The organism is Streptomyces sp. SID13726, assembly GCF_010548375.1.
Classification (GTDB): Bacteria; Actinomycetota; Actinomycetes; order Streptomycetales; family Streptomycetaceae; genus Streptomyces.
On the sequence record NZ_JAAGLY010000009.1, the window covers coordinates 117,653 to 134,404 of the forward strand.

Here is a 16,752-nt window from a genome sequence, read left to right on the forward strand (position 1 = left end):
CCACTTGACGGGTCCTAACGTCATCGCACTGCCGACTCCGGTGGGAGTTCAAGGGCGAACGTTAGGTATCCACTCATGTTGACCATCCTCGGCTTCGCCATGATCGCGACCTTCCTGGTCCTGATCATGATGAAGAAGATGTCGCCGATCGCGGCGCTCGTACTGATCCCGGCGCTGTTCTGCGTCTTCGTCGGGAAGGGCGCCAAGCTCGGTGACTACGTCATCGAAGGCGTCACCAGCCTCGCCCCCACCGCGGCGATGCTCATGTTCGCGATCGTCTACTTCGGAGTGATGATCGACGTCGGCCTCTTCGACCCGATCGTCCGCGGAATCCTGAAGTTCGCGAAGGCCGACCCGATGCGGATCGTCGTCGGTACGGCGATCCTCGCGGCGATCGTCTCCCTGGACGGCGACGGCTCGACCACCTTCATGATCACCGTCTCGGCGATGTACCCGCTGTACAAGCGCCTGAAGATGAGCCTGGTCGTGATGACCGGTGTCGCCGCCATGGCCAACGGCGTGATGAACACGCTGCCCTGGGGCGGCCCGACGGCCCGCGCGGCCACCGCGCTGAAGCTCGACGCCAGCGACATCTTCGTCCCGATGATCCCGGCCCTCGCCGTCGGCCTGCTGGGCGTCTTCGTCCTCTCGTACGTCCTCGGCATGCGCGAGCGCAAGCGGCTGGGCGTGCTGACGCTGGGCGACGTCCTGGTCGAGGAGAAGGCCGAGGAGAAGGAGTCCGAGACGGTCCTGGTCGGCGCCGGGTCCGGTGCCTCCGGTACGGGCAGGGCCGCGACGGTCACCGGCGGTTCGGGCTCCGGCACCGACGCCGACGCCTCCGACGAGGAGGGCGACGAGAAGCGCTTCCAGGTCCTCGACCCGAACCGCCCCACCCTGCGCCCCAAGCTCTACTGGTTCAACGCGCTGCTCACGGTCGCCCTGCTGACCTGCATGATCATGGAGTGGCTGCCGATCCCGGTGCTGTTCCTGCTCGGCGCCGCGCTCGCGCTCACCGTGAACTTCCCGCACATCCCCGACCAGAAGGCCCGCCTCGCGGCCCACGCCGACAACGTCCTCAACGTCTCCGGCATGGTCTTCGCCGCCGCCGTCTTCACCGGCGTCCTCCAGGGCACCGGCATGGTCGACCACATGGCCCGCTGGATGGTGGACGTCATCCCCGAGGGCATGGGCCCGCACATGGCCCTGGTCACCGGTGTGCTGAGCCTTCCGCTGACCTACTTCATGTCGAACGACGGCTTCTACTTCGGCGTCCTCCCGGTCCTCGCCGAGGCCGGCGCGGCGCACGGCGTCACCCCGCTGGAGATGGCCCGCGCCTCGCTCGTCGGCCAGCCGCTGCACATGTCGAGCCCGCTCGTCCCGGCCGTGTACGTGCTGGTCGGCATGGCCAAGGTGGAGTTCGGCGACCACACGAAGTTCGTCGTCAAGTGGGCCGCGCTCACATGCCTGTTGATCCTCGGGGCAGGCATTCTCTTCGGGATCATCTGACCGACTCGATGGAGGACGACATCATGGCCCCCGGTGGGAACCGCGGCTGGCTGCTCCGCCTCGTCATCGCCTTCAGCTTCGCGCAGGGGGCGGTGTCGATGGCCCGGCCCGCCGTCTCCTACCGGGCCCTCGCGCTGGGCGCGGACGAGCGGGCGATCGGTGTCATCGCCGGTGTGTACGCGCTGCTGCCGCTCTTCGCCGCCGTACCGCTGGGCCGCCGTACGGACCACGGGCGCTGTGCCCCGCTGCTGCCGGTCGGCGTGGTCCTGATAGCGGGCGGCTGCGCGCTGAGCGGCATCGCGGGCTCCCTCTGGGCGATGGCGGTCTGGAGCGGGGTGATGGGCCTCGGCCACCTCTGCTTCGTCATCGGCGCCCAGTCGCTCGTCGCCCGCCAGTCCGCCCCGCACGAACAGGACCGCAACTTCGGCCACTTCACCATCGGCGCCTCCCTCGGCCAGCTGGTCGGCCCGGTCGCCGCGGGCGCGCTGATCGGCGGCCCCGACATGGCGGGCACCAGCGCGCTGGCCCTGCTCGTCGCGGGTGCGGGAGCGGCGGTCGCCTTCACCTCGCTGTGGCGGATCGAGCACCGCGACACCGCCGCCGACTCCCGTGCTGGGCAGGGCGAACGCGTCCCGGTGCGGCGCATCCTGCGGGCCCGTGGCGTGCCCGGGGGCATCTTCGTCAGCCTCTCGGTGCTCTCCGCCACCGACATCCTCACCGCCTACCTTCCGGTGGTCGGCGAGCACCGCGGCATCGCCCCGTCCGTGATCGGCCTGCTGCTGAGCCTGCGCGCGGCGGCGACGATCGCCTGCCGGCTGGTGCTGACTCCTCTGCTACGACTGCTGGGGCGCGCGTTGCTCCTCACCGTGACGTGTCTGCTGGCGGCGGTGCTCTGCGCGGGCATCGCGCTGCCGGTCCCGGTGTGGGCGCTGGCCGTGATCCTCGCCCTCCTCGGCTTCTGCCTCGGCGTCGGACAGCCGCTGTCCATGACGACGGTCGTCCAGGCCGCCCCCGACGCCGCGCGGTCCACCGCCCTCGCCCTGCGGCTGACCGGCAACCGCCTCGGCCAGGTCGCCGCACCGGCCACCGCGGGCCTGGTCGCCGGGGTCGCGGGGGTGGCGGCGCCCTTCGTGATGCTGGGCGCGCTGCTGCTGGTGTCGTCGGGGGTCGCGCTGCGGTCGGCGCCGAAGCGGTCCGAGGGGGCCGCCGAGGTGTCCCGGGGGCGGCGCCCGTTGAGCCGTAAGAGCGATGTCTGACGGTGTGTCGGGCGAAGGTCCCCCCATGCGGGGCCGCGATATGACATCGAGTCAGGTGAGATTTGTATGAAAATAACCTGATTTGGAGGGTCTCGTATGTCGACCTCGTCCCGTCCGTGCAGGGTCGCCGCCCTGACGGCACTCACCGCCGGTGCCGCGGTGCTCCTCGCCGCGCCGTCCGCTGTCGCCGCCCCCGGAGACCAAGGGGTGGTCAGGGTGCTACCGGCGGGCACGGGGGCCACCGGTCACCTCGGCCAGCCGAAGGTCTGCCGGTTCTACCTCGACGCCTCCCGCTTCGACGGTGCCACCGCCATCAACTGGACCGTCGCGCCGACGAACACGATGGCCGACTCCAAGGCCACGCTGACCGGAGTCGTGAACTTCGCGAACGGGGCCGGCGCCAGCGGGAACCTGGTCCTGCCCGCGGGGCAGTACCGGCTGACCTGGAAGGTCGCCGGGCCGCAGGGTGTGGTGGGCCGGCCCACGGTGTTCAAGCTCGACTGCAAGGACCGGACCGGACGAAGCGGACCCCACGGCGGTCCGCCGGCCGGCGGTGGCGGGCTCGCCCGCGAGGACGCGTTCACCCCGGTCGCGGGTGCCGCCGCGGTGGGTCTGGTGGCCGTCGGCGGGGTGACCTGGTTCCGGCTGCGTCGCCGTACGCATGGCGCCGCGTAGGCGTACCCGCAGGCCCTGGTACCGGACGCGCGCCTACCGCCTCACGAGAACGGCCGCGCTCGCCGTCTCCCTGGTGGTGTGCGCGGTCCACTGGACACAGGCCGACCAGCCCGGCGAAGCGACCCCCCTCGCCTCGCCGGGCGGCCCCGCCGCGCCCTCTCCCCGCACCGCCGTGCGACCTCCCACCGAGAACCGCCCCCCGACGGGAACGGGCCTGCACGGGGCGCGGACCAAGTGGGACGGGGCGGCCACCGGTGCCGGCGGGGCGCCGGGTGCGGGAGTGCCGAAGAGCGCTGTGTCCGGTGCGGCGAGGCCGGCGGGTTCCAAGGCGCGCCCAGGCGGACGTGGTTCGGCGACGGCCTGCGCGGGCACGGGTCGTGGCCGCCCCGGCAAGGCACCGGCGAGCAAGCCGCGCTCCCAGACGGCCGCACCCCGCAAGGGAGCCGCCGCGGGCCCGCGGGCCTCCTCGTCTCGCCCCGGTCCGGTCCCGCGGGCATCCTCACCCGGCGGCCGGGCAGGCGCACCGGCATCCGCATCGCGCCCGCACGTGGCCAGGGGCGCCGCCGCGTCCCGCGCCCACGCTGCCCGGCAAGCCTCCGCCCCCCACCCCCCCGCCCCCAAACCCGCCTCCGCCCCCCACTCCCGCCCGGCCACCGACAAGCCACGCACCCCGTCCACCCGCACCACCCCCGGCACAACACCCCCGCGGACCACCCGCACCGCCGCCCCCTGCCCCACCACGGCACGACCCGCACCCGGCGTCCACCGCTCACCGCAACCGCAGACGCAACCGCAGACGCACCCCCGCCCCCTGCCCCCCTCCCGCCCCACCCGTCTCCTCGTCCCCTACCTCGGCATCGACGCCCCCGTCATCAACCTCCGCCTCGACCGGAACCACCGCCTCCCCGCGCCGCCGGACGACGACGACAACCTCGCCGGGTGGTACGCGGACGGGCCGTCGCCGGGGCAGCCGGGGACCGCCGTCGCCGTCGGGCACCTGGACACCGACTCCGGGCCCGCCGTGTTCGCGGGACTCAGCGAGCTGAAGCGCGGGCGCCACATCGAGGTGCGGCGGGCGGACGGCCGTACCGCCGTGTACGCCGTCGACTCGCTCAGGTCGTTCGAGAAGGACCACTTCCCCAACCGGGAGGTCTACGGCGCCCGCGGCCGCCCCGAACTGCGGCTCATCACCTGCGGCGGCACCTACCACCGCAGGACCGGCTACTCGGGCAACCTCGTCGTCTTCGCCCACCTCGTCCAGGTGCGCCAACCCCACCGCGGGGCGGGCGCCGCGCACTGAATCGGGGCATCCGCTTTCTCACCAGCTGGACCGGAGCGTCCGGATCCCGCACACGTCTTCCCCGGGGCACGCACAATCCGTTAACTTCCGTGACTCACACGCCCCGTACGACCCGCACGTGGCGTCCGACCGCGGAGCGCCAGCGTTCGCCCAGTGAGCCCTCGGGGGCACTGCCATGACACGCGCCATCTCTCTGCACGACGTGAGCAAGTCCTACACGCGAGGAATCCGGGTGGTGGACCGGCTCTCGCTGGACATCGAGCCCGGCGAGTTCCTCGTGCTGCTCGGACCCTCCGGCTGCGGGAAGTCCACCGTGCTCAGGATGATCGCCGGACTGGAGGAGATCACCGAGGGCGAACTCAGGCTCGACGGCGAGTACGCCAACGACCTGCTCCCGGCCGAGCGCCGGATGGCGATGGTGTTCCAGAACTTCGCCCTGTACCCGAACATGACGGGCCGCGGGAACATCGGCTTCCCGCTGCGCATCGAGTCCCCCGACGAGGACCCGCGGGCCCGTGTGGACGCCACCGCCCGCATGCTCGGCATAGAGGACCTCCTCGACCGCTACCCGGCCCAGCTCTCCGGCGGCGAACGCCAGCGCGTGGCGATGGGCCGGGCCATCTCCCGCCACCCCTCCGCCTTCCTGATGGACGAGCCGCTGTCCAACCTCGACGCCAAGCTCCGCAACCATCTGCGCGCCGAAATCGCGGGCCTCACCCAGGAGTTGGGCGTCACCACGGTCTACGTCACCCACGACCAGGCCGAGGCCATGTCCCTCGGCGACCGGGTCGCCGTGCTGCGCGGGGGAGTCCTCCAGCAGGTCGGCACCCCACGCTCGGTGTACGCGCTGCCGCGCAACGTCTTCGTCGCCGCGTTCATCGGCACCCCGCGCATCAACCTCCTGCGCGGCCTGGTCCGGGCCCCGTTGGACGGCGCGATGACCATCAGCCTCGGCAAGCAGTACCTGCGGCTGCCCGAACCGCTGTCCCTGGACCACCAGTTGCTCCGTGTCCAGCAGGGCCGCGAGGTGATCGTGGGCCTGCGCTCGGAGGCGATCCGGATCGCCAAGCCGGCCTCGGCCCGCCCCGGCGAGATGCCGATCACCGGACTGGTGGAGCACGTGGAGTTCCAGGGCCACGAGGTCCTCGTCCACTTCAACACCGGCTCCCGCCCCGCCCTCGTCCCCGACCTGGAGGCCCCGCGCCCCCCCCCGCGCCCGGCCAGGCGCCGCCGCCGCGAGGGCACGGTCCTGGACCGGCTCAGGGACCGCGCGGTCTCCCTGCGGGCGGGCCCGGTCGTGGTCCTGGAGGACCCGCAGGACAGCGAGCCCGAGCCCGCCCCGCCCGACGGGCGGCTCCCCGGCGACCTCGTGGTCCGCACCACTCCGGACCTCGACCTGCGCCGCGGTATGCAGGTTCCGCTCCTCGTCTCCATCCCCCATCTCTTCGTCTTCGACCAGCACGGCGAGCGGATCTGCCCGTCCCCGGACCGGCTTCCGGATCTTGATGAGTGAACTGCCAGCGAGTCGACGGGACTTGAGGGCGCGCGCCCGCTAGGCATGTGCCATGGATCTGCATCTCACCCGTACCCGGGTCGCCCTCACCGCCGCCGCCCTGCTGCTGGCCGTCGCCGCCCCCACCGCCTACGCCAACCTCGCCGAGGCCGACTCCTCGGCGCCGCAGCGCGGGGCGCCGTACATCGAGACCCAGTTGTTCTTCGGCACCGAGCGCCCGGACGGCGGACCGGCCGTCACCGACAAGCAGTTCATGTCCTTCGTCGACAAGGAGGTCACGCCCGACTTCCCGGACGGCCTGACCGTGCAGAGCGGCCGCGGACAGTGGCGGGACGCGAGCGGGACGATCGAGAAGGAACGGTCGTACGAGCTGATCCTGCTGTACCCGGTGGGGCAGGCCAAGGCGAGCGACCGGAAGATCGAGGAGATCCGGCGGGCGTACGAGAAGGAGTTCGGGCAGGAGTCCGTGGGGAGGGTGGACGACAGCGCCCGAGTGGACTTCTGATCGGGGTGGACGGTCCCGGTCCGCTCTGGCGCGAGAAAACTATCGCCGCTAGTTTATGAGGCCGGACGACCCCTGTCACGGCCCAGCCCGGGAGGACGCACCATGAAGGCGCACGACGGCATGTACATCGACGGCGAGTGGCGCCCGGCCACCGGCCCGGACGTGATCGAGGTCGTGAACCCGGCCGACGGACAGGTCATCGGCCGGGTGCCGGCCGGCACCGCCGAGGACGTCGACATCGCCGTACGGGCCGCCCGTGCCGCCCTCCCGGCCTGGGCCGCGACCGCCCCCGCGGAACGGGCCGCCCGGCTCGCCGCCCTGCGGGACGCCCTCGCCGCCCGCAAGGACGAGATCGCCGAGACGGTCACCGCCGAACTCGGCGCGCCCCTGAAGCTCTCGCAGAACGTGCACGCCGGGCTACCGATCGCGGTCTGCGGCTCCTACGCCGAGCTCGCGGCGACGTACTCCTTCGAGGAGAGGGTCGGCAACTCCACCGTCCACCAGGAGCCGATCGGCGTGGTCGGCGCCATCACGCCCTGGAACTACCCGCTCCACCAGATCGTCGCCAAGGTCGCCCCGGCCCTCGCCGCGGGCTGCACGGTCGTCCTCAAGCCCGCCGAGGACACCCCGCTGGTCGCCCAGCTCTTTGCCGAGGCGGTCCACGAGGCGGGCGTACCGGCCGGCGTCCTCAACCTGGTCACCGGTCTCGGGCCGGTCGCCGGACAGGCCCTCGCCGAGCACCCCGGCGTCGACCTGGTCTCCTTCACCGGCTCCAGCGCGGTCGGCCGCCACATCGGCGCCACCGCCGGTGCCGCGCTGAAAAAGGTCGCCCTGGAGCTGGGCGGCAAGTCCGCCAACGTCATCCTGCCCAGCGCCGACCTCGCCAAGGCGGTCAACGTCGGCGTGGCCAACGTGATGTCCAACTCCGGCCAGACGTGCAGCGCCTGGACCCGCATGCTCGTCCACCGGGAGCGGTACGAGGAGGCCGTCGCCCTCGCCGCCGAGGCCGCCGCGAAGTACGGCGAGCGCATCGGACCCGTCGTGAACGCCAAGCAGCAGGCGCGGGTGCGCGGTTACATCGAGAAGGGGATCGCCGAAGGGGCCAGGCTGGTCGCGGGCGGGCCCGAATCCCCGCGCGAGCAGGGCTGTTTCGTCGCCCCGACCGTCTTCGCCGACGTCACGCCCGAGATGACGATCGCCCAGGAGGAGATCTTCGGTCCCGTCCTGTCCGTGCTGCGCTACGAGGACGAGGAGGACGCCCTGCGCATCGCCAACGGCACCGTCTACGGCCTCGCGGGCGCCGTGTGGGCCGGCGACGAGGCCGAGGCGGTGGCCTTCGCCCGACGGATGGACACCGGGCAGGTCGACATCAACGGCGGCCGCTTCAACCCCCTTGCCCCGTTCGGCGGTTACAAGCAGTCCGGGGTGGGCCGCGAACTCGGCTCGCACGGTCTCGCCGAGTACCTCCAGACCAAGTCCCTCCAGTTCTAGGAGCCTTCCCGTGGTTCGTGCCGCCGTACTTCCCGCCGTGGGCGCTCCCCTGGAGGTCACCGACATCGAGCTCCCGGACCCCGGCCCCGGCCGGGTCCGCGTCCGGCTCGCCGCCGCCGGGGTCTGCCACTCCGACCTGTCCCTGTCCGACGGCACCATGCGCGTCCCCGTCCCGGCCGTCCTCGGCCACGAGGGCGCGGGCACGGTGGTCGCCGTCGGGGAGGGCGTCACGGGCCTGGCGCCCGGTGCCGAGGTGGTCCTCAACTGGGCTCCCTCCTGCGGGAGTTGCCACGCCTGCTCGCTCGGCGAGGTCTGGCTGTGCGCCAACGCCCTGAACGGCGCCGCCGACGTCCACGCCCGCACCGCGGACGGCACCGACCTCCATCCCGGCCTGAACGTCGCCGCGTTCGCCGAGGAGACCGTCGTACCGGCCGCCTGTGTCCTGCCCCTGCCCGCGGGCGTCCCCCTCACCGACGCGGCCCTGCTGGGCTGCGCGGTCCTCACCGGCTACGGAGCCGTCCACCACTCGGCGCGGGTCCGCGAGGGCGAGACGGTCGCCGTGTACGGCGTCGGGGGAGTGGGCCTGGCCGCGCTCCAGGCCGCCCGGATCGCCGGTGCCTCACGGATCGTGGCGGTCGATGTCTCCCCGGAGAAGGAGGAGTTGGCGCGCGCGGCGGGAGCCACGGACTACGTCGTCGCCTCCGACACCACCGCCCGCGAGATCCGCGGCCTCACCGGCAGGCAGGGCGTCGACGTCGCCGTCGAGTGCGTGGGCCGCGCGTCGACCATCCGCGCCGCCTGGGACTCCACCCGCCGCGGCGGCCGTACGACGGTCGTCGGCATCGGCGGCAAGGACCAGCAGGTCACCTTCAACGCCCTGGAGATCTTCCACTGGGGCCGCACCCTCGCGGGCTGCGTCTACGGCAACTCCGATCCGGCCGAGGACCTGCCGGTGCTCGCCGAACACGTGCGGGCGGGCCGGCTCGACCTCGCCGCGCTGGTGACGGAACGCATCGGACTGGAGGGCATCCCGGCGGCCTTCGAGAACATGCTCGCGGGGAAGGGCGGCAGGGCGCTCGTGGTGTTCTAGGTCCCCCGGGCCGGTTGCCCGGGGCCCTTCGGGTGCTCCGGGCAACCTTCGCGCAAGACCGTTTACGGCATACCGTCCGGTCAGTATGCTCGCCGCCAACGTCCCCACGCACCCACCGGAGTGTGCACCGCATGGACACGGCCCCTTCCGCTCACCCCACCTCCGTGGACGCACCGGCGGCTCCCCACCGCCGCCGCGTCGCCACGGCCGCCGCCCTCGCCTCCGCCGTCGAGTGGTACGACTACTTCGTCTTCGGCATAGCCGCCGCCCTCGTCCTGGGCGACCTGTACTTCCCGGCGGGCAGCTCCACCGCCGGGGTCCTCGCCGCCTTCGCCACCTTCGCGGTCGGCTTCCTCGCCCGCCCCATCGGCGGCATCGTCGCCGGCCAACTCGGCGACAAGCGGGGCCGCAAGCCCATGCTGGTCCTCGCGCTCACCCTCATGGGCCTCGCCACCACCGGCATCGGCCTGCTGCCCACGTACGACACGATCGGAGTCGCCGCCCCGATCCTGCTCGTCCTCCTGCGCGTCGTGCAGGGCGTCGCCGTCGGCGCGCAGTGGGGCGGCGCGATGCTGCTGGCCACCGAGTACGCCCCCGAGGGCAAGCGCGGCCTCTACGGCAGCGTCGTCCAACTCGGCGTCCCCATCGGCGTGGTGACCGCCAACACCGTCTTCCTGCTCGCCGGGGCGTTCACCTCGGACAGCGCCTTCGCGGCCTGGGGCTGGCGGATCCCGTTCCTCATCGGCCTGTTCGTCCTCGTGCTCGCCTGGTACATCCACACCAAGGTCGAGGAGACCCCCGAATTCCTGCAGGCGGAGCGGGAGTTGGCCGACAAGGAGAAGACCGAGCAGAACTCCCCGCTGCGCACGGTCCTCCGCCACCACCTCGGCACGGTCCTGCTCGCGGGCGGCTCCTTCGCCGTGAACACCGCGACCTTCTACATCCTGATCACCGGGGTCCTCGACTACACGACCCGCGAACTCGACATGAAGAAGAGCGCGGTGCTCATGGTCTCGCTCTGCGTCAGCCTCACCCAGCTCGTCCTGATCCCGGCCGCCGCCGCGCTCTCCGACCGGGTCGGCCGCATCCGGGTCTACGCCATCGGCGCGGCCGGCATCGCCCTGTGGGCCGTACCGATGTTCCTGCTCATCGACACCGGATCGCTGCTCTGGCTGGCGGTCGGCACCTTCGTCGCCGGGTGCTTCCTCAGCATCATGTACGGCCCCCAGGCCGCCCTGTTCGCCGAGCTGTTCACACCGGAGATGCGCTACACCGGGGCTTCGCTCGGCTACCAGATCGCGGCCGTGCTCGGCGGTGGGCTCGCGCCCTTCCTGATGGTGCTGCTCCTGGAGGCCACGGGCACCTCGATGGCCGTGTCCGGGTACATCATCGGGCTCTCGGTGATCGCGCTGCTGTGCATCAAGGTGCTTGCGGGCAGGGCCCGTTCACGCGGGGTCTGAGGCCTTCTCGGGCCGCGGCTCCGGAGCTGTCACCGGGGCCGCGGCGCTCCGGCGCGTGCGGGAGCGGGACACCGCGACACCGGCCAGGCACAGCGCGCCGCCCGCGAGGGTGAGCAGGCCGGGGACCTCGCCGAGGAACAGCCAGGACATCAGGACGACCAGCGCGGGCACGGCGTAGGTCGTCGCGCCCATGCGGCTGGCGGTCGTACGGGCGAGGGCGTAGGCCCAGGTGGTGAACGCCAGGGCGGTCGGGAAGACGCCCAGATAGACCATGTTCAGCGTCGCCGAGACCGGGGCGTCGGCCGCCTCCGACACCAGCTGCCCGGCGAACGGCAGACAGACCACGGCGCCGGTGAGACAGCCGTACGTCGTCACCTGGAGCGGGGTCGCCGAGCCCAGCGCGGGCTTCTGGGCGACCACTCCGCCCGCGTAGGCGATCGCCGCGAGGAGGCACAGGACCACGCCGAGCACCGAGGAGCCGCCGTCGCCCGACATCGAGAGGCCCACGGTGACCGCGCCCGCGAAGGAGACCGCCATGCCGGCCAGCAGGCGGGGCGGCATCGCGTCCCCGAGCAGACGGGTGCCGAGCAGGGCGATCAGGAGGGGACCGACGTTCACGACCAGCGCTGCGGTGCCCGCGTCGACCTGCTGTTCGCCCCAGTTCAGGACGACCATGTAGAAGCCGAACCAGAGGACGCCGGAGACGGCGATGCCGCGCCAGGCCTCGCGCGGGGGGCGTCCTTCCCGCCGTATGAGACAGATCGCGGCCAGGGCCAGCGCGCCGGAGAGCAGCCTGCCGAGGGCCAGGGCGCCGGGGGAGTAGGCGGCGCCGGCGCTTCGGATGGAGACGAAGGCGGAGGCCCAGAGGACCACGGTGACGGTGGCTGCGCCGGCTGCCAGCAGTTCGGTGCGGCGGGGGTTCATCATGCTCCTGAGGCTAGGGAAGGTCGGGGGCGGAAGCTCGCGGATTTCGGACGGGTGCGTAGTGGCTGGTCGCGCCCACGCGGCGGAGCCGCATGTCGATACGGTCCCGCGCCCCCGAAGGGGCGCTCAGCGCAACGTCGGTCCAGGGATTCCCAGCAGCCCCTCCAGTGCCTCTTCGCCTGCGGGCGTCACCTTCACCGCTCGCTCAGAGCCGATGCGTACGCACCAGCCCGCGTCGAGGGCGTGGCGGCACAGGGCCGCTCCCGCGACCCCCGCCAGGTGCGGGCGGCGCTCCGTCCAGTCGAGACAGGCCCGGGCCAGCGGGCGGCGGCCCTTGCGGTCGAGGGAGATGCCCGTGGCCGCGAACCACGCCAGACCCGCGTCCGTCAGGGCGAACCCCGTGTCCTGGCGCAGGAGTTGACGGGACGTCAGAGCATCGGTGACCGCGATGCCCAACCTGCCCGCCAAGTGGTCGTAGCACGTACGGCCCCGGGCCATCGCGGAGCCCGCGCTCGACTCCCGCAGGTTCCGGGGGCGTTGGGCCCGGTCCGGGGTGAGCTGAGCCGCCAGGTCCTCGATCAGATGGGCCACCCGGGCGTCGGTCAGCCGGACATAGCGGTGACGGCCCTGGCGCTCCTCCGTCAGCAGCCCGCCCGCGACCAGCTTGCCCAGGTGCTCGCTCACGGTGGACGCGGCGACTCCCGCGTGGCGGGCCAGCTCGCCCGCCGTCCAGGCGCGGCCGTCGAGCAGGGCCAGGAGACAGGCGGCCCGGGTCTCGTCGGCGATCAGGGCGGCGAGCCTGGCCAGCTGACGTGCCTGCGGGTCCTCGGTCATGTGTCCCAGGATGGGGCAGGGACGGTTCGGCGCCCACCGAAGTATGGCTAGGCGAGGCTCCTGACCTGGTCGTACTGGAGTGCCAGCCCGTCCAGCAGGGCCCTGAGCCCCGTCTCGAACGCCCGCTCGTCGATCTTCTCCTGCTGCTCGGCGAGGAGGTGGGCCTGGCCGAGGTGCGGGTAGTCGGCCGGGTCGTAGGCGCTCGCGTCGTCCACGAAGCCGCCCGCGAAGGAGCCGAGCGCCGAGCCCATGATGAAGTACCGCATCAGCGCCCCGATGGACGTGGCCTGGGCCGGGGGCCAGCCCGCGTCGACCATCGCGCCGTAGACCGCGTCGGCGAGGCGCAGACCGGCGGGGCGGCGGCCGGGGCCCTGGGCGAGGACCGGGACGATGTTGGGGTGGTCGCGCAGGGCCGAGCGGTAGGAGACGGCCCAGTCGTGCAGGGCGGTGCGCCAGTCCCGGCCGCCCTCGAACATCGACAGGTCGACCTGGGCGCTCACCGAGTCGGCGACCGCCTCCAGGATCTCGTCCTTGGTGCGGAAGTGGTTGTACAGGGACGGTCCGCTGACCCCCAGCTGCGCGGCCAGCCGGCGCGTGGACAGGGCCGCCAGGCCTTCGGTGTCCACGAGCACGCGGGCCGTCTCGACGATCCGGTCGGTGCTGAGGAGGGGCTTGCGCGGTCGGGCCATGGCGCACATAGTAGGGCTGCGGAACATAAACTAGCAGTGCTAATTTAAGGCGCGGCTCTCAAGATGGGGTGATCTCGTGGTCGACCTGGGGCTCAGCGAGGAGCAGACCGCCGTCCGGCGGCTGGCGCGGGACTTCGTGGACCGTGAGATCGCTCCCCATGTCGTCGCCTGGGACCGCGCCGAGGAGGTCGACCGGTCGATCGTGAAGAAGCTCGGCGAGGTCGGGTTCCTCGGGCTGACGATCGACGAGGAGTACGGCGGCTCGGGCGGCGACCACCTCGCGTACTGCCTGGTCACCGAGGAGCTCGGGCGGGGTGACTCCTCCGTGCGCGGGATCGTCTCCGTCTCGCTCGGTCTGGTCGCCAAGACGATCGCCGGCCGGGGGAGCGAGGAGCAGAAGCGGCGGTGGCTGCCGGGGCTCACCTCCGGCGAGTACGTCGGCTGCTTCGGCCTCACAGAACCCGGTACCGGGTCCGACGCGGGCAACCTCGTCACGCGTGCGGTGCGGGAGGGCGACGAGTACGTCATCGACGGCACCAAGATGTTCATCACGAACGGGACCTGGGCCGACGTGGTGCTGCTGTTCGCCCGGTCCACGGACGCGCCGGGCCACAAGGGGGTCTCCGCCTTCCTGGTGCCGACCGACACCCCCGGCCTCACCCGCCGCACCGTCCACGGCAAGCTCGGCCTGCGCGGTCAGGCCACCGCCGAACTGGTCCTGGAGGGCGTGCGGGTGCCCGCCTCCGCGATGCTGGGCGAGGAGGGCAAGGGGTTCTCGGTGGCCATGTCCGCGCTGGCCAAGGGGCGGATGTCGGTGGCGGCGGGGTGTGTCGGCATCGCGCAGGCCGCGCTGGACGTGGCCGTCCGGTACGCCGGTGAGCGCGAGCAGTTCGGCAAGCCGATCGCGGGGCACCAGCTGGTCCAGGAGCTGATCAGCGACATCGCCGTCGACGTGGACGCGGCCCGGCTGCTGACCTGGCGGGTCGCGGATCTGATCGACCGCGGACTGCCCTTCGCCGTCGAGTCCTCGAAGGCGAAGCTGTTCGCGTCGGAGGCGGCCGTGCGCGCCGCGAACAACGCCCTTCAGGTGTTCGGCGGCTACGGCTACATCGACGAGTACCCGGCGGGCAAACTGCTGCGCGACGCACGGGTGATGACCCTGTACGAGGGCACGAGCCAGATCCAGAAGCTGGTCATCGGGCGGGCGCTGACGGGGGTCTCGGCGTTCTGAGTACCGTCTGAGTAGCTGAGCGGATGTGGCCGGAATCACCGTGGGCCGAGACTCTGGCCATGAGTGACACACCGGTCAAACAGCAGAACACGGCCGCCTTCTACGGACAGGCCGTCGTCTCCTTCGCCGTGGCCATGGCCGCCACCGCCGTCGGCATCTTCCGCCTGGACGCCGACGCCTGGGTGCGCGGCTTCCTCGCCATCGCCGTCCTGTACCTCGTGACCTCCGCCTTCACCCTGGCCAAGGTCATCCGGGACCGTCAGGAGGCCGGCCAGATCGTCAGCCGCGTCGACCAGGCCCGCCTGGAGAAGCTGCTGGCCGAGCATGACCCCTTCGAGAAGCTGTGAGCGCGTGCCCGCCCGGTGACGTACCTCCTGAGCGGCGACTCTAAGCGCTCGCTCAGGGTGGGCGGTATGGTGGTGCCTCTGACAGTGGAGAGGGGCGTGCGATGACTACGGCGGAGGAGACGGCCGGTGGCGACGCGGCGGCGTGGGGCGAGGTCACGCCCGACGCGGCGCGGCGGCTGCTCATCGCCGCGGTGGAGGCGTTCGCCGAGCGTGGGTACCACGCCACCACCACCCGGGACATCGCGGGCCGCGCGGGCATGAGCCCCGCAGCGCTGTACATCCACTACAAGACCAAGGAAGAGCTGCTCCACCGCATCAGCCGGATCGGCCACGCCAAGGCCCTGGAGATCCTCCAGGTCGCGGCCCGTCGCGAGGGCACCGCGACCGAGCGGCTCGCGGACGCCGTCAGCTCCTTCGTCCGCTGGCACGCGGGCGGCCGTACCACCGCCCGGGTCGTCCAGTACGAACTCGACTCCCTCGGCCCCGACGCCCGCGCCGAGATCCTCGACCTGCGCAGGCAGTGCGACGCCGAGGTGCGCGGGATCATCGAGGACGGCGTGGCCTCCGGCGAGTTCGACGTCCTCGACGTCAAGGGCACCACCCTCGCCGTCATGTCGCTCTGCATCGACGTGGCCCGCTGGTTCAACGTCGACGGCCCCTGGACGCCCGACGAGGTCGGCGCGCTCGACGCCGACCTCGTGCTGCGGATGGTGGGGGCGGCCAAGTAGCCGCTCAGAAGTAGTGGCGGGAGTTAGAGGTAGTAGCGGGAGACCGACTCCGCCACGCACACCGGCTTGTCCCCGCCCTCGCGCTCCACGCTGAAGGCGACGGTGACCTGGACACCGCCCTTCACATCGTCGACGGCGTTGATCGTGGCGGTGGCCCGCAGACGGGAGCCGACGGGTACCGGCGCGGGGAAACGCACCTTGTTCGTCCCGTAGTTGACGCCCATCTTCACGTTCTCGACCTTGATCAGCTGCGGCCCGAACAGCGGCAGCAGCGACAGGGTGAGATAGCCGTGCGCGATGGTCGTGCCGAAGGGCCCCGCGGCGGCCTTCTCCGGGTCGACGTGGATCCACTGGTGGTCGCCGGTGGCGTCCGCGAACAGGTCGATGCGCTTCTGGTCGACCTCCAGCCAGTCGGTGTACCCCAGCTGCTCGCCCACCGCCGCCTTCAGGTCGTCGGCGCCCGTGAAGATCCTCGGCTCTGCCATGTCCCGGCCTCCTCGCCATGTCATTTCTAAGCGACTGCTTAGCATGGTCGGCCGGGGACTCCCTGTCAACGGACCACGGGGGTGACGCCATGGGTAGGGTTCCAGGGGTGCCCCAGATTCCCGAGAAGATCCATGAGCTCACGGTCGGCCAGCTCTCCGCCCGCAGCGGCGCCGCCGTCTCCGCCCTGCACTTCTACGAGTCCAAGGGCCTGATCAGCAGCCGCCGCACCACGGGAAACCAGCGCCGCTACTCCCGGGACGCGCTGCGCCGGGTCGCGTTCGTCAGGGCCGCGCAGCGCGTCGGCATCCCGCTGGCCACGATCCGTGACGCCCTCTCCGAACTCCCCGAGGAACGCACCCCCACCCGCGAGGACTGGGCCCGGCTCTCCGAGGCGTGGCGCTCCGAACTCGACGAGCGCATCAAGCAGTTGAACCGCCTCCGTGACCATCTCACCGACTGCATCGGCTGCGGCTGCCTCTCCCTCGACACCTGTGTGCTGTCCAACCCGGACGACGTGTTCGGCGAACGCCTCACCGGTTCACGGCTGTTGGTGGAGCGCGCCGGCGATCGGCCGGACTCCGGACGCCGCGGCCACCGGCAGGAGACGACCGAGCGGCGCTGTTGAGTGAGGCGCGCCGAAACCGCTGGAGCCTCCTCCGCCCGCCTGGTAGCGTCGCGCTCTTCGGCCGGTGGCGACACCGCGCCCGGAGTCCTGAC

Annotated in this window: 17 protein-coding genes; 13 read left to right on the plus strand and 4 right to left on the minus strand. The window is 72.1% G+C overall.

What is annotated here, in order from left to right; genetic code table 11:
* The first annotated feature begins 75 nt into the window (after positions 1-75).
* The 9 genes from G3I78_RS24475 to G3I78_RS24515 all read left to right on the plus strand — a co-directional run bounded on the left by G3I78_RS24475 (position 76) and on the right by G3I78_RS24515 (position 10,796).
* Positions 76-1,506, plus strand: a complete 1,431-nt coding sequence (locus tag G3I78_RS24475) for a citrate:proton symporter (RefSeq protein WP_164428118.1) — start codon at positions 76-78, stop codon at positions 1,504-1,506.
* Positions 1,507-1,529: 23 nt separating this feature from the next.
* Positions 1,530-2,762: an MFS transporter gene (locus G3I78_RS24480; RefSeq protein WP_164428488.1), complete on the plus strand. Its 1,233-nt coding sequence runs from the start codon at positions 1,530-1,532 to the stop codon at positions 2,760-2,762.
* Between the two features lie 96 nt (positions 2,763-2,858).
* Positions 2,859-3,437: a hypothetical protein gene (locus G3I78_RS24485; protein WP_164428121.1), complete on the plus strand. Its 579-nt coding sequence runs from the start codon at positions 2,859-2,861 to the stop codon at positions 3,435-3,437.
* A gap of 547 nt (positions 3,438-3,984) precedes the next feature.
* Complete coding sequence (locus G3I78_RS52130) at positions 3,985-4,737, plus strand: class F sortase (protein ID WP_164428122.1); 753 nt, start codon at positions 3,985-3,987, stop codon at positions 4,735-4,737.
* 175 nt (positions 4,738-4,912) lie between these two features.
* The gene (locus tag G3I78_RS24495) at positions 4,913-6,250 is read left to right on the plus strand and encodes an ABC transporter ATP-binding protein (protein WP_164428124.1); all 1,338 of its coding nucleotides are present in this window, start codon (positions 4,913-4,915) and stop codon (positions 6,248-6,250) included.
* A gap of 52 nt (positions 6,251-6,302) precedes the next feature.
* A complete protein-coding gene (locus G3I78_RS24500) occupies positions 6,303-6,755 on the plus strand; it encodes a DUF3574 domain-containing protein (protein ID WP_164428126.1) in 453 nt (150 codons plus the stop codon).
* A 102-nt stretch (positions 6,756-6,857) separates the two neighbouring features.
* Complete coding sequence (locus G3I78_RS24505) at positions 6,858-8,246, plus strand: aldehyde dehydrogenase family protein (RefSeq protein ID WP_164428128.1); 1,389 nt, start codon at positions 6,858-6,860, stop codon at positions 8,244-8,246.
* Positions 8,247-8,256: 10 nt separating this feature from the next.
* Positions 8,257-9,336, plus strand: a complete 1,080-nt coding sequence (locus tag G3I78_RS24510) for a Zn-dependent alcohol dehydrogenase (protein ID WP_164428130.1) — start codon at positions 8,257-8,259, stop codon at positions 9,334-9,336.
* A gap of 131 nt (positions 9,337-9,467) precedes the next feature.
* Positions 9,468-10,796: an MFS transporter gene (locus G3I78_RS24515; protein ID WP_164428132.1), complete on the plus strand. Its 1,329-nt coding sequence runs from the start codon at positions 9,468-9,470 to the stop codon at positions 10,794-10,796.
* Here G3I78_RS24515 and G3I78_RS24520 read toward each other — a convergent pair.
* From G3I78_RS24520 to G3I78_RS24530, 3 genes are all read right to left on the minus strand, one after another.
* Positions 10,782-11,720 carry a DMT family transporter gene (locus G3I78_RS24520; protein WP_164428490.1) on the minus strand — a complete coding sequence of 313 codons (939 nt, stop codon included), beginning with the start codon at positions 11,718-11,720 and terminating at the stop codon, positions 10,782-10,784. The genes G3I78_RS24515 and G3I78_RS24520 overlap by 15 nt on opposite strands.
* Positions 11,721-11,846: 126 nt before the next feature.
* Positions 11,847-12,566, minus strand: coding sequence for a winged helix-turn-helix domain-containing protein (locus G3I78_RS24525; RefSeq protein ID WP_164428492.1), 720 nt, complete (start codon positions 12,564-12,566; stop codon positions 11,847-11,849).
* Between the two features lie 35 nt (positions 12,567-12,601).
* Positions 12,602-13,243: a TetR/AcrR family transcriptional regulator gene (locus G3I78_RS24530; RefSeq protein ID WP_164428134.1), complete on the minus strand. Its 642-nt coding sequence runs from the start codon at positions 13,241-13,243 to the stop codon at positions 12,602-12,604.
* Between the two features lie 76 nt (positions 13,244-13,319).
* Here G3I78_RS24530 and G3I78_RS24535 point away from each other — a divergent pair, with 76 nt between their 5' ends.
* The 3 genes from G3I78_RS24535 to G3I78_RS24545 all read left to right on the plus strand — a co-directional run bounded on the left by G3I78_RS24535 (position 13,320) and on the right by G3I78_RS24545 (position 15,549).
* Positions 13,320-14,474: an acyl-CoA dehydrogenase family protein gene (locus G3I78_RS24535; protein WP_164428136.1), complete on the plus strand. Its 1,155-nt coding sequence runs from the start codon at positions 13,320-13,322 to the stop codon at positions 14,472-14,474.
* A 59-nt stretch (positions 14,475-14,533) separates the two neighbouring features.
* On the plus strand, positions 14,534-14,821 hold the full coding sequence (locus G3I78_RS24540; protein WP_164428138.1) for a YiaA/YiaB family inner membrane protein: 288 nt from the start codon (positions 14,534-14,536) through the stop codon (positions 14,819-14,821).
* Between the two features lie 101 nt (positions 14,822-14,922).
* A complete protein-coding gene (locus tag G3I78_RS24545) occupies positions 14,923-15,549 on the plus strand; it encodes a TetR/AcrR family transcriptional regulator (protein WP_164428140.1) in 627 nt (208 codons plus the stop codon).
* A gap of 23 nt (positions 15,550-15,572) precedes the next feature.
* On the opposite strand, the gene G3I78_RS24550 is transcribed toward G3I78_RS24545, so the two are convergent.
* Positions 15,573-16,034: a MaoC family dehydratase gene (locus tag G3I78_RS24550; RefSeq protein WP_164428142.1), complete on the minus strand. Its 462-nt coding sequence runs from the start codon at positions 16,032-16,034 to the stop codon at positions 15,573-15,575.
* Between the two features lie 107 nt (positions 16,035-16,141).
* On the opposite strand from G3I78_RS24550, the gene soxR reads away from it, so the two are divergent.
* A complete protein-coding gene (gene soxR, locus G3I78_RS24555; protein ID WP_164428144.1) occupies positions 16,142-16,660 on the plus strand; it encodes a redox-sensitive transcriptional activator SoxR in 519 nt (172 codons plus the stop codon).
* The last annotated feature ends 92 nt before the right edge of the window (positions 16,661-16,752 follow it).

Excerpts from the sequence above, each read along its gene's own strand:
- G3I78_RS24475 (WP_164428118.1), top strand. The coding sequence starts at position 76 with ATGTTGACCATCCTCGGCTTCGCCATGATCGCGACCTTCCTGGTCCTG.
- G3I78_RS24480 (WP_164428488.1), top strand. The coding sequence starts at position 1,530 with ATGGCCCCCGGTGGGAACCGCGGCTGGCTGCTCCGCCTCGTCATCGCC.
- G3I78_RS24485 (WP_164428121.1), top strand. The coding sequence starts at position 2,859 with ATGTCGACCTCGTCCCGTCCGTGCAGGGTCGCCGCCCTGACGGCACTC.
- G3I78_RS24495 (WP_164428124.1), top strand. The coding sequence starts at position 4,913 with ATGACACGCGCCATCTCTCTGCACGACGTGAGCAAGTCCTACACGCGA.
- G3I78_RS24500 (WP_164428126.1), top strand. The coding sequence starts at position 6,303 with ATGGATCTGCATCTCACCCGTACCCGGGTCGCCCTCACCGCCGCCGCC.
- G3I78_RS24505 (WP_164428128.1), top strand. The coding sequence starts at position 6,858 with ATGAAGGCGCACGACGGCATGTACATCGACGGCGAGTGGCGCCCGGCC.
- G3I78_RS24515 (WP_164428132.1), top strand. The coding sequence starts at position 9,468 with ATGGACACGGCCCCTTCCGCTCACCCCACCTCCGTGGACGCACCGGCG.
- G3I78_RS24520 (WP_164428490.1), bottom strand. The coding sequence starts at position 11,720 with ATGAACCCCCGCCGCACCGAACTGCTGGCAGCCGGCGCAGCCACCGTC.
- G3I78_RS24530 (WP_164428134.1), bottom strand. The coding sequence starts at position 13,243 with ATGGCCCGACCGCGCAAGCCCCTCCTCAGCACCGACCGGATCGTCGAG.
- G3I78_RS24540 (WP_164428138.1), top strand. The coding sequence starts at position 14,534 with ATGAGTGACACACCGGTCAAACAGCAGAACACGGCCGCCTTCTACGGA.
- G3I78_RS24545 (WP_164428140.1), top strand. The coding sequence starts at position 14,923 with ATGACTACGGCGGAGGAGACGGCCGGTGGCGACGCGGCGGCGTGGGGC.
- G3I78_RS24550 (WP_164428142.1), bottom strand. The coding sequence starts at position 16,034 with ATGGCAGAGCCGAGGATCTTCACGGGCGCCGACGACCTGAAGGCGGCG.